An 11,234-nucleotide genomic window follows, 5' to 3' on the forward strand; every position below is an offset into this window, starting at 1 on the left:
ACTATTAAGAAATAAAATATTGTTATCTTTTCGTACCTCGGAAGCCTGCTGCTTCAGCTTCTTCCTTGCTACAAAACATCTCTTCAGCAATTGTCATTTCGTAATATTGTTGTCCAGGTGTATGATAGATTTTTTCACCTTTAGAATTGATATTGCCTTTAATCGTACAACCAGCATCGTTGTTTTTTGTTGAATCTGTTTCAGTAACTTTTTCTGACTCCTCAATCGCCTCTTTATCGTAGCCTCTATCTGTTACATAATTCTCGACAGACCATATGCCAACCGCTTTTTGTTGAGCGGACTTTTGAATAGATTCGAACCAGTCAACATGCATTGTATTCGGGGCGTATATATATGCCACCCGAGCAAGTCCTTCTTTTAATAATTCTTCTTGGACACTCTTGCCATCAGCAGTGTAAATGTAGGCGAGGAGACGATTATACTTATCTCTATAAGAGACGTCAAACTCTAAGAAGACCGTATCTTGTCCCTCTAGTAGCTGTTTCGTAAAATCCTTTGCCTCCTGTCCAAAAGGCTGTACTCCAAGCTTTGGATGATTAGTTTCAGGAGTGTCTACCAATAAAAAACGAACATTTTCATTTGCACCGTTGTATTTTATTTTAATCGTATCTCCATCAATCACGCTGACTAACGGAAATTCTTCAAATTTAGATATATCGTGAATGGTACCTGGTGACGTGACCTTTGTTGGTTCTTTTTCAGTTTGTTGAGTTTCCTCAGTTGGTCCTGTAAATGGAGTTTCTTCCACTAGTTCATCTATACTGCTGCATGCCCCTAACAAAATGGTTAAGGACAACAAATACATAATCCATTTTTTCATATCAATTACCTCTCTCTTTCAATCGGTCACTATCTTAACATACAAATAAAAGGAAGAGGAAGAGAAAATGCAGAATACAGTACGTTAGACGTAGCTTTTTTCCATTAAAAATATATTTTATTTCCATTGAACGTTTTCTTTAAAAAGAGAGTCTAACAGATACGAAAGAGGGGGAGCGAAAATGGAGCACCTAGTTAGGAGAGCAATCGCTGGAGATGACGATGCTTTCTTACAGCTAATGCAAATACATCGTGATGTTTTATATAAAACAGCCTTCATCTATTTGAAAAATGAGCATGAAGTATTGGAGGCTCTTCAAGAGGTGACTTATCGAGCTTATACAAAGCGTCATCAAGTGAAGGAGTCATCTTTTTTTCAAACATGGCTTGTAAGAATACTGTTGAATTATTGCATGGATACATTGAAGAAACAAGGGAAGCTAGCATCCTTAAATGAATATGTAGAAAAAGAAGAAAATACTTCTAACCCAGATCTCAATTTAGCACTTCAAGCCCTGCCAACTGCACAGCGAGAGCTTATTCATTTAAAATACTTTAATGATTTAAAGGTTAGTGAAATAGCTAGAAGGCTAAAAATTCCAGAGGGGACAGTAAAATCAAGGTTACACCATACATTAAAGAAAATTCGTGTGTTCATGGGTGAGCGAGGGGGGATATTTGATGAGCGGTATAAAAAAGGTACAGCAATTAATGGATCAGCAGATGGAGGTAATCCAGGTTAGTCAATCTACTGGAAGTGCCATATTAAATGGTATCAAGCTAGCCCAGAGAAAAAAACAACGCAAAACAAAAATAGTTTTTAGCTTATCAGCAGTAGCCGTGCTGTTCCTTGGCTTTACCTTTATGACCCGAATCTCCCCAGCCTTTGCTCAGGTTTTTGAGAGCATACCTGGCTTAGGTGCTATTGTAGCAATTATTGAATACGACAGAGGGGTAGAAGACAGTGTTCAAAATAACTATTTTGAGGAAATTGGTGTATCCAACACAGAAAACGAGGTTACCTTTACATTAGACGGTGTCATTGCAGATGAAACTGGAATGTTACTTTCCTATACCCTAGAGTCTCCTCAATCCGTTAATGATTATCGCTTAGCTAATACTGTACTGCTACAGAATGAGGAAGAGTTGGGTCTTGTATATGTAACTTCAGATTTTGCGCAAGATGAACAAACCAATGAAATAAAGAACACGATTAGAATTTCTGATCCGAGTAGTGTAATCGATTATTCTAATCCATTCTTTGAATTAGAAGTGTCCGTTATAGGGCAGGAGGAACTAAAATTTGTAATACCTTTTACATTAAATAATAAAATAGCAAAACCAAAGAAATATAATATCAATCAAGAGGTGGTAGTAGCTGGGCAAAAGTTTACGGTTGAACAAGTGAAAATTTCACCCTTGCATGCTGCTATTGAGATAGAAACAGATAACCAAAACGATATGGTCATTTTTGATTTCCTTTCCATTGAATTGCAAGATGGAGATGGGGATATGTGGGGAAATGGATCTTCTTCCATTAGTGGTTTTGGGAGTGCAGATAATACGAAAAGAACGTTTTTTTTGGAAAGCAGTTATTTTCAGGAACCAAAAGAGTTATTTTTAGTCATTGGTGATTTAGTCGCTTTACCAAAGGATGAGCGAGAGGTCGTCATAGATTTTGATAAAAAAGAGGTTGTTTCTATGTCCGAGCAGTATCCGTTACAGCTTGAAAATATAAGCGAAGAAGGATTCGCAGTAAGACTAGATGAACATATACATTATAAGCACACTCTTTTTAATAATGGATTAGATACAAATGGAAAGAATATCGTGCTAAGCGTATCTAATAGATTCTCTGATACGGAGAATTTTCAAGTATTTACCTTAGAAAAAGGAATGTATGAAAATCCAGTGACCTTTGAATTGCAGGGATATCCTAATTATTTGGAGAATGATATAAGCATCAAGATAAAATAGGATGATAAGTAATGGAAGATATAAAAATAAAAAAACTTTTATGGATGTTTCCGATCGTGTTTCTTCTTCATGATGTAGAGGAAATTTTGACAGTAGAGAAATTTATTCTGCCACTTCCCTTTCAAGTAACAGAAGAAGAATTTGCGCTTGCCTTTAGCTTGCTATGGGTGATTGTTACTGTGGGATGTTTAGTCACTGCAGCAAATAAAAGATTTTTAGGGATGGCTCCTAGTTCATTTTTAATGCTGATGGTTGGAGGAATTTTTTTAGCGAATGGAATTGGTCATGTACTTCAAGGTATTTTTTTTCAAAGGTATGTGCCCGGCCTAATTACTGCAGTTATACTTTTAATACCGTTTTGCGTATATAGTATTCGTGTATTGCTAATAACTAAAATGATTAAGGGAAAACAATTACCTCTATATATAATGCTCGGATTTATATTACAAACCCCTTTTGCTTTTACAGCCTTATTGATAGCAAAGTATTTGCTAAGTTAAAAATTAATACCATTTAGTTTCTTTTTATGGGATAATTAGGTAAAAATATTCAGGAGGTTATATGGCACTTTTATTAGGAGTTTTATCTATGCTGTGTGGTTCTCTTTTGATGTCTGTAAAGGTTGAAATGCTTGATAATTCGTTCTTAATGGTTTACGGGGTGGGGCTATTTTTTTTAGGTGCAATGGTACTTAGCTCGAGGAAAACAAGGAGAGTAAAGAAGCCTGTTAACTCCAAAATAATTCGTATATTCATGCTAATTTTGGGGCCAGTCATTGTGCTAAGCGGAGTTTTATTAGGGGAATATCTTTTAATATACTTAGGTTCTTTACTATTTTTATTTGGAGCTATCTTTTTTATCCTGAAAATCGAGCTTTTGGAATGGAATGTTAAGCCACTAGTAATATGCAAATATATGATTATTTTTGGAATGATTATTGTGGTGAGTACAATTATAGGATTGCAAAATGAAAGCTTAAGGTCCTTTGGGTTTATTCAGTTAATATTAGGCGTTATTTTTGCCTTGATTGAAAGCGTGAAGGAAATAAAACCGCCTGCTAAGCAAATGCCATCTTAAGCAAAATAATATATTTTTTCTCCGAATGAGGGTACGCTAAATGTGTAAGGAAAAATGTGTACATAAGGAGAGATTCGCATGCAAGCAATTAAAGGGAAAACGGCATTGATTACTGGTGCAGGTCGAGGCATCGGTCGTGCAACAGCCTTAGCATTCGCTAAAGAGGGGATCAACCTTGGACTTTTGGGAAGATCAATAGAAAATTTAGAGGCAGTTGCAAGTGAATTGCAATCGTACGGTGTGAAGGTTTCTTTAGCTACTGCAGACGTTTCCAATATGGAATCTGTGAATGCTGCAGTTGAGAAAATTCGTGGCGAGCTAGGTCCAATTGAAATTTTAGTAAACAATGCTGGGATTTCAAAGTTTGGCAAGTTTCTTGAAGTAGACCCAGAAGATTGGGCTAAAATCATTCAAGTGAATGTCATGGGTGTTTACTATGTAACAAGAGCAGTATTACCAGATATGATTGAAAAAAATGCAGGAGATATTATCAATATTTCTTCTACTGCTGGCCAAAAAGGTGCTCCAGTCACAAGTGCTTATAGCGCCTCAAAAGCAGCAGTTATCGCACTAAGTGAATCATTAATGCTAGAAGTAAGAAAGCAAAATATCCGTGTAGTAACATTGACACCAAGTACTGTCGCAACAGATATGGCAGTTGAATTAAATCTTACAGATGGCAATCCAGAAAAAGTTATGCAGCCAGAAGACATTGCTGACTTCATGGTAGCCCAGCTGAAGATGAATCCAAGAATTCTACTGAAATCAGCTGGATTATGGTCAACTAATCCATAAATCTTAAATGAAGATCGTGATGAAAATCACGATCTTTTTTGTTTACGACAATATTGATATGGATTACTATAATCCCCCAATAGATTACGACAATACAGGCTTGAATTACTACAATCGCCCAATGGATTACTACAATCATTGCTTGGATTACGACAATCACTCCTCGAATTACTACAATCCCCTCAAAGTGAATTTCATTAAAACTATTTCTTTATTAATGTATAAAAAAAACATAAATATGGAATATTCTGATTCTATCTAGCATATAAATAAGTAGGTTTGTGTTTTTCTATAAAAGGGAGGAGACTTAAGAGCTAAATTATGTTCAAGCAACCTATTCCATAGGGGAAATTAATAGACAAGCATAGGGAAGATAGATAAAAAATATGAGATTACAAAATGGGGGACAATCTTGGTTAAATTAAATAAGCTTGGGATCATCTTGACTTCATCTGCATTGACCGTTGGATTATTTTCTACTACTGCTAGCGCGGCAACTACGGGATTGGGGCAGCCGGATAAACCGTTAGTTCAGGTAGCATCTTCAGAGGTTGTTTATACGAAGGAAGATTTGATTAAAAAGTTTCGCTCGTATTTTCCAAAGCAATTTGATTCATTAAAAAGTAGTGACTTTCAAATGAGTAGTGGCAGCTATTACTTCCCAGAGGATGAGACAACTCGATACAATCTAAGCTTTACTCAAACGGTTGAAGGAAAAAGAGTATATGGCAACGTGGGATTTGTTGGTGAAAATTTAGACATCGAACATTACTCGTACTCACCACCAATTGGATCGGATGCCTTATTTCCAGCGAAGGTTTCCAAGGATGAAGCAAGAAAATTAGCAGAAGACTTCGTTAAGAGTTTGTTGAAGGAAGACTCATACAAGTTAGAAAGTGATAACAATTATTATTATCCAACTCGCATTTTAACAGAGCCTATTAATTATTCCTTCTCCTTCTCAAAAACCAAAAATGATATTTCAATATCGGATAACCGCGTGGAAGTGACGATTCTTGGAAATGGTCAAATCACTAATTTTTACAAATATCCATCCAAACAAGAAAAGAACACTTTTGACGAAGTAAAAAACATTAAGTCTGAAAAGGATATATTAAGTAAATTAAAAGAAAATGTTAAAGTAGAGCTTCAATATCAGGTGAATGTGGATTACCAGTCAGGAGAGCGCACGGTTAAGCTGATTTATCAACCAACGGGTAATTTTATTGGGGTCCATGCTTCAACTGGCAAATGGTTAACTGCAAATGGATTGACAGATAAATTTCCTTCAAAGACAAAGGTTACAAAGATTGTAGAGAAACCTCTACCTGCAAAACAAAAGGGAATAACGGTAGAGGAAGCTAAAAAAGTTGCAGAAAAGCTCCTACAAAATAAATCAGATAAATTGAAGCTAAGCATCCAATCAATTGATGAGATTGAAAATTATAATGGTCAGACTGTTTACAGCATTCAGTACATGTATAACCACAAAAATGGTGGAAGTGGTGCTAGTATTGAGATTAATAAAGCTACTGGAGAAATTGTTCAATATCATAATATGATGGGATATTTACTTCAAGAGCTAGGAGAAAAGCAAGCGGTAGCAAAGCCAATTTCTCAAAAGGAAGCCTTAGCGAAAGCAACAGCTTTTATCAAAGAATGGATTCCTTCTTCCTTGCATAACTTTAGCATGCCAGTTGACGAGCCATACTATGATGAAGGAATGGGAACATTTAACTTCTCCTTCCCTCGAGTAGTAAATGGAATACTAGTAAATGGAGATATGATTAATGTAGGTGTTTCTGCAGATGGCTCACTAAGCAGCCTATATGTAAATGAACAAAAAATAGATGAGTGGCCTTCTGTAAAGGATGTACTTCCTGAGAAAGAGGCAATGGCAATCTTAAGTAGTTCTTTAAAGGTAAAGTTAAATTATACAAAGCAAATGCAAAAGAAGGATAATAAGCATTATGATTTACTGTATGTGCCTGTCTACAACGATAGCCTTTACAGTACACTAGATGCTAAGACCGGTAAATGGAGCAGCCTATATGGAGAGCAAAGCTCAGTGGTTGTTTCACACCCGACTGCTGAGGAAGAACTCAATTACTTAATTAGCACGAAGATTTTAGATGTGAAGGATGCCAAAACCTTTAATGGAGATGCTGCTATTTCAAAAGGTGATGCACTTAAAATTCTGATGAATTCTCTCACCTACTTCTATGAGGGAAGATATTATTATGAAAATGAAGCAATGGAGCAAACGTTTGATAATATCGATCCAAAGCATCCATTATATCAAGTAATTGAAAGAGCGGTTGGATCTGAAATTCTGAACGTAGAAGGCAAAAAATTTGATGTAGACTCACCAGTAACAAGAGAAGAACTTTCTACATGGTATATTAGAGTACTCGGCTTAGAGCATGCTGCAAAGCACTATGATATATACAAGGTAGACTTCGCTGATACAAAAAATATAAATCCTGATTACATTGGATATGTCGCTCTAGCAAATAAATACGGGCTATTTGAGACATCTAAAAATCAATTTAATCCTAAGCAAGAAGTGACATATGCGGAAATGTCGGTTTCTACTATTCGTCTAGCTCATGAGATTGCTAAAAAGGGAAGATATATTAATTATTAAATAATGCGAGCCCTCGTGTAAGCGAGGGTTTTTATTGTGGTCAGAGGTTTAAAATATTTACAATTGGGGTTGTTATAAAATGAATAAATGGATTACTTTTGATTTGGATGGAACCATTATGCAAAACCCTTTTGTTAGTCATGTGTTTCCAGAGATACAGCGTATCATCCATGAGAAAAAGAGAGATTCTGTAGATTGTGTAGAAGCATTTATCCTAGAGCATCAAACTCTATTGAGCCAGGGAAAATTTGTTGAGGCATATGACTGGGAACAAATTGTGAATTCATATACTAATAGCATAAACCTGAACCTCCCGATTAATGTGGAAGAGATAGTGAAAAAATATTGTATGCCAACCTCAATCTATCTCTTAGAAGAAGGAATTATAGAAGTTCTGCAGGAGTTAAAGCGAAGGGGATATTCACTGGCAGTTATAACAAATGGTTATTTAAAATATCAGCTGCCTGTATTGGATGCTTTAGGGCTTACTGCATGTTTTGATAAAATAATTACCCCTGATACAGCTGGCTATGCTAAGCCAGATACAAGGGTGTTTAAGGAGCTTCAAGCAGTTGTAGCACATATAGGAGATCGAATTGATCACGATATTATTCCAGCAAACCAGACGGGAGTAAGGACTGTATGGATCAATAGGAGCCTACCAAACCACTTCAAGCAAGTAAAGTCCAATGCAAGAGCGGGATCTGAAGGAATGGAGGATATTCTCCTAGCTAAGCTCGCAAAGGAATCAAATAATAATGTAATATCTCTCCCAAGCGAAGCTATCCCAACACACGTAATTTTTAGTATTACTGAGCTTTTGGATATTTTGACATAAGCCTCACTGTATTTGAAAAATTAATTAATTGCACTTATTAACAAAGATTGGTAATTTATATATTAGAAAATTAGAGTGGGGAGTAAGGGATATGGAGCAATTCATTCAACCGATTCAATACAACATCCTAAAGGAACAAGCAAAAAAGTTAGTGAATGGGCTTGGAGTTACTAAGGATAAAGCAGTTATCAAAGCTTTAAAGGAACTTGTCCAAGAAAAAAACAGTGAGGCCTTTACGGATTTAAACAAAGAACAGAAGCTATTAATCGATAAAATTTTAGACCTAGAGAACAAGGAACAGTTAGAAGCCTTTTTAAAAGAACTAAGAACTTTAGTAATTCCTTTTCCAGAGGTTTCGGAGCATACGATAAAAAAATTCTTTCCAAAGGATAAAAAACTAAAGGCCCCTAAACAAAGCGTAGAAGAAAGAATTGGTTCAGTCTATTTCTGTATCACCGATAATGGTACTAATCGAAAGTATATAATATACGAAAAAGATGGCCAATTACATGGAAGACGTGGAACATATGGTAACCAAGTGAAGAAAGGAATTTGTGCCATCTGTAATCACCTCGAAGACGTCACTATGTTTATGGTGAGTTCGAAAAAAGGAAATGAAGGAACATTTACGAAACAAGGAAATACCATTTGCGTGGATAGCATACGATGTAACGAAAATATTACAGACGCCTCTAAGCTAACAGAATTTTTAAGTGGTTTGAAATAATTTGAAATGCTCTTTGATGGAAGAAACTTTGTCAAAGAGCATTTTTTAGATGAAGGAGTAAGAGAAAAGATAATTCTTTTTAGGAGTTGGCATGAATTTCATTGCCTGCTCCTTTTTTCTGTTCTTTAATGTGGGACTAGACAATATACATGGTGTATAGGAATTATTGAGTGTGATAAAAGAGGTGCAAAGGGGATAAAAAGTATGTTTTCTAGGTTTTTTTCTAAGCAGAAGTTACGCATCTTCGCCCCTGTAAGTGGGGAGGTACTTTCTTTAGATGATGTTCCAGATCCGGTGTTTAGTCAAAGGATGCTAGGAGATGGAGTAGCCATCATGCCAAGTGGAGGAAATATTCATGCTCCTTGTAGTGGGACAATTATACATCTTGCTAACACAAAGCATGCTATTGGTCTACGAACAGACGATAATACAGAGCTTCTGATCCATGTTGGATTGGAAACTGTTTCCTTAGGGGGACAAGGCTTTACTGCTTGTGTAAAAGCAGGGGAAAAGGTGGAAAAAGGTCAGCTGCTACTAAAGGTGGATTGGGATTTTCTACAGGAGAATGCCGCCAGTCTGGTGACACCTCTTGTCATAACTAATAGTGCAGAAAAGACTGTTCAATTAGAACAAGTACAACATTGCGAACAGGGGAAAACGGTTTTGATGACCACTTTCTCCAATTGAACAAATTAAAAGAAATTTGGAGGTGAGCAGAGCTAGTTAATTGTTTTGGCTTAAGCAATCATTTTAAAGATTCCCTAAATCTATAAGGAGAATAGGAGATGTTAAACAATGAAAAGCTATATTCAAAGGCTCGGTCGTTCATTAATGCTTCCAGTAGCTGTATTGCCCGCTGCGGCTATATTGCTGGGGGTAGGTTATTGGCTGGATCCAACTGGCTGGGGAAGTGGTAATGTAGTTGCAGCTTTCCTTATTAAAGCAGGAGGAGCAATTTTAGATAATTTAGCAGTCCTGTTTGCGGTCGGAGTTGCAATTGGACTTTCCAAGGAAAGAGACGGCGCAGCAGCGCTTAGTGGTTTGGTTGCATTTTTAGTCGTAACGACTATGCTATCTCCAGGTACAGTTTCCTTGCTCCAAGGAATTGATGTAGGCGAGGTAGATGCATCATTTGAAAAAGTGAATAATGCATTTATAGGGATACTTTCAGGAATTATAGCTGCAGCTATGTTCAATCGCTTCAGTCATGTAAAGCTGCCGGACTTCCTTGCTTTCTTCAGTGGTAAGCGAATGGTGCCAATCGTTACTTCGTTTGTGATGCTTGCTGTTTCCGTAGCACTATTCTTTATTTGGCCAATTGTTTACGGAGGATTGGTTTCATTTGGAGAAACTATCAGCGGATTAGGTGCAGCAGGAGCAGGGCTGTATGGATTCTTTAATCGCCTTTTAATCCCAACCGGCTTACATCACGCGTTAAACGCTGTTTTTTGGTTTGATACGATTGGAATAAGTGACATTAAAAATTTCTGGTCGAGCTCTGGTGTCAAGGGCGTAACAGGAATGTATCAAGCGGGCTTCTTCCCAATTATGATGTTCGGTTTACCAGCCGCCGCTTTGGCTATGTACCATACTGCTAAAACAAAGCGTAAAAAACAAGCTGCCTCTTTAATGCTTGCAGCTGGATTTGCCTCATTCTTTACAGGCGTAACAGAGCCTCTTGAGTTTGCCTTTATGTTCTTAGCACCAGCATTATATGTGGTTCATGCAGCTTTGACAGGTTTGTCTTTATTTATTGCAGCTTCCTTCCAGTGGACAGCAGGCTTTGGATTTAGTGCTGGATTTATCGATTATTTCTTAAGCTTGAGCATTCCAATCGCAAATCAACCTTATATGCTGATTGTCCAAGGGCTAGTATTTGCGGTCATCTACTACTTCTTATTCCGTTTCTTAATCGTCAAATTCAATTTGAAAACTCCAGGAAGAGAAGATGATGAAGTTGAACAAGTTGAGGAAACATCAACTACTGACAATAAATTTGCAACGATGGCGACTAAAATATTTGCTGGTCTTGGTGGCAAGTCAAATGTAACATCAGTAGAGCATTGTGCTACTCGCTTACGCGTTGAAGTTAGAGATATGGACCAAGTGGATCAAATGAAAATAAAGTCATCAGGAATACATGGTATTAATGTTGTCGGTCCGAAAAGCATTCAAGTAATTGTTGGAACGAGCGTGCAGTTTGTCGCTGATGAAGTAGATAAACTTCGAAAATAAAGGTTGAAATTTGGCGTATCCAGTAAATTAGAAGTTGATTCACCTAAGTGTCTAGATGAGTAAACTCACATAGTAATAAATTGAAGACTGGCCGACTT

General features: G+C 36.8%; 12 protein-coding genes. 10 read left to right on the plus strand and 2 right to left on the minus strand.

All coding sequences use genetic code 11. The annotated features are described in order from the left end of the window. Positions 1 to 22: 22 nt before the first annotated feature. Positions 23 to 841 (minus strand): thermonuclease family protein, encoded by an 819-nt coding sequence (locus D0S48_RS15910; RefSeq protein ID WP_144540731.1) that lies wholly within the window; start codon positions 839 to 841, stop codon positions 23 to 25. Positions 842 to 1,022: 181 nt separating this feature from the next. Between D0S48_RS15910 and D0S48_RS15915 the strand changes: the two genes are divergently transcribed. From D0S48_RS15915 to D0S48_RS15935, 5 genes are all read left to right on the plus strand, one after another. Further along, entirely contained in the window at positions 1,023 to 1,583 is a 561-nt protein-coding gene (locus D0S48_RS15915; RefSeq protein ID WP_151112639.1) for a sigma-70 family RNA polymerase sigma factor, read from the plus strand. After that, positions 1,522 to 2,817 (plus strand): DUF4179 domain-containing protein, encoded by a 1,296-nt coding sequence (locus D0S48_RS15920; protein WP_151112641.1) that lies wholly within the window; start codon positions 1,522 to 1,524, stop codon positions 2,815 to 2,817. Before D0S48_RS15915 ends, D0S48_RS15920 begins: the two co-directional genes overlap by 62 nt. An 11-nt stretch (positions 2,818 to 2,828) precedes the next feature. Beyond that, positions 2,829 to 3,317, plus strand: a complete 489-nt coding sequence (locus D0S48_RS15925; RefSeq protein WP_151112643.1) for an HXXEE domain-containing protein — start codon at positions 2,829 to 2,831, stop codon at positions 3,315 to 3,317. A 61-nt stretch (positions 3,318 to 3,378) separates the two neighbouring features. Next, positions 3,379 to 3,894: a hypothetical protein gene (locus D0S48_RS15930; RefSeq protein WP_151112645.1), complete on the plus strand. Its 516-nt coding sequence runs from the start codon at positions 3,379 to 3,381 to the stop codon at positions 3,892 to 3,894. Between the two features lie 78 nt (positions 3,895 to 3,972). Then, positions 3,973 to 4,689 (plus strand): 3-ketoacyl-ACP reductase, encoded by a 717-nt coding sequence (locus D0S48_RS15935; RefSeq protein ID WP_144540746.1) that lies wholly within the window; start codon positions 3,973 to 3,975, stop codon positions 4,687 to 4,689. Here the strand turns inward: D0S48_RS15935 and D0S48_RS20700 are convergent. After that, positions 4,679 to 4,849: a hypothetical protein gene (locus D0S48_RS20700; protein WP_154309915.1), complete on the minus strand. Its 171-nt coding sequence runs from the start codon at positions 4,847 to 4,849 to the stop codon at positions 4,679 to 4,681. The genes D0S48_RS15935 and D0S48_RS20700 overlap by 11 nt on opposite strands. A 252-nt stretch (positions 4,850 to 5,101) precedes the next feature. Here D0S48_RS20700 and D0S48_RS15940 point away from each other — a divergent pair, with 252 nt between their 5' ends. From D0S48_RS15940 to nagE, 5 genes are all read left to right on the plus strand, one after another. Next, on the plus strand, positions 5,102 to 7,336 hold the full coding sequence (locus D0S48_RS15940) for a PepSY1/2 domain-containing protein (protein WP_151112647.1): 2,235 nt from the start codon (positions 5,102 to 5,104) through the stop codon (positions 7,334 to 7,336). A gap of 79 nt (positions 7,337 to 7,415) precedes the next feature. After that, positions 7,416 to 8,174, plus strand: coding sequence for an HAD family hydrolase (locus D0S48_RS15945; RefSeq protein WP_144540752.1), 759 nt, complete (start codon positions 7,416 to 7,418; stop codon positions 8,172 to 8,174). 91 nt (positions 8,175 to 8,265) lie between these two features. Then, positions 8,266 to 8,901, plus strand: a complete 636-nt coding sequence (locus D0S48_RS15950) for a FusB/FusC family EF-G-binding protein (protein ID WP_144540755.1) — start codon at positions 8,266 to 8,268, stop codon at positions 8,899 to 8,901. Positions 8,902 to 9,105: 204 nt separating this feature from the next. After that, positions 9,106 to 9,588 (plus strand): PTS sugar transporter subunit IIA, encoded by a 483-nt coding sequence (locus tag D0S48_RS15955; protein WP_144540758.1) that lies wholly within the window; start codon positions 9,106 to 9,108, stop codon positions 9,586 to 9,588. Positions 9,589 to 9,696: 108 nt separating this feature from the next. Then, complete coding sequence (gene nagE, locus D0S48_RS15960; protein ID WP_151112649.1) at positions 9,697 to 11,136, plus strand: N-acetylglucosamine-specific PTS transporter subunit IIBC; 1,440 nt, start codon at positions 9,697 to 9,699, stop codon at positions 11,134 to 11,136. The last annotated feature ends 98 nt before the right edge of the window (positions 11,137 to 11,234 follow it).

This window comes from Psychrobacillus sp. AK 1817 (assembly GCF_008807035.1).
Taxonomy (GTDB): Bacteria; Bacillota; Bacilli; order Bacillales_A; family Planococcaceae; genus Psychrobacillus; species Psychrobacillus faecigallinarum.

What these genes read in the sequence shown, in the direction of transcription:
- D0S48_RS15935 (WP_144540746.1), top strand. Translation starts at nt 3,973, where the DNA reads ATGCAAGCAATTAAAGGGAAAACGGCATTGATTACTGGTGCAGGTCGA.
- D0S48_RS15915 (WP_151112639.1), top strand. Translation starts at nt 1,023, where the DNA reads ATGGAGCACCTAGTTAGGAGAGCAATCGCTGGAGATGACGATGCTTTC.
- D0S48_RS15945 (WP_144540752.1), top strand. Translation starts at nt 7,416, where the DNA reads ATGAATAAATGGATTACTTTTGATTTGGATGGAACCATTATGCAAAAC.
- D0S48_RS15930 (WP_151112645.1), top strand. Translation starts at nt 3,379, where the DNA reads ATGGCACTTTTATTAGGAGTTTTATCTATGCTGTGTGGTTCTCTTTTG.
- D0S48_RS15950 (WP_144540755.1), top strand. Translation starts at nt 8,266, where the DNA reads ATGGAGCAATTCATTCAACCGATTCAATACAACATCCTAAAGGAACAA.
- D0S48_RS15955 (WP_144540758.1), top strand. Translation starts at nt 9,106, where the DNA reads ATGTTTTCTAGGTTTTTTTCTAAGCAGAAGTTACGCATCTTCGCCCCT.
- D0S48_RS15925 (WP_151112643.1), top strand. Translation starts at nt 2,829, where the DNA reads ATGGAAGATATAAAAATAAAAAAACTTTTATGGATGTTTCCGATCGTG.
- D0S48_RS15920 (WP_151112641.1), top strand. Translation starts at nt 1,522, where the DNA reads ATGAGCGGTATAAAAAAGGTACAGCAATTAATGGATCAGCAGATGGAG.
- nagE (WP_151112649.1), top strand. Translation starts at nt 9,697, where the DNA reads ATGAAAAGCTATATTCAAAGGCTCGGTCGTTCATTAATGCTTCCAGTA.
- D0S48_RS15910 (WP_144540731.1), bottom strand. Translation starts at nt 841, where the DNA reads ATGAAAAAATGGATTATGTATTTGTTGTCCTTAACCATTTTGTTAGGG.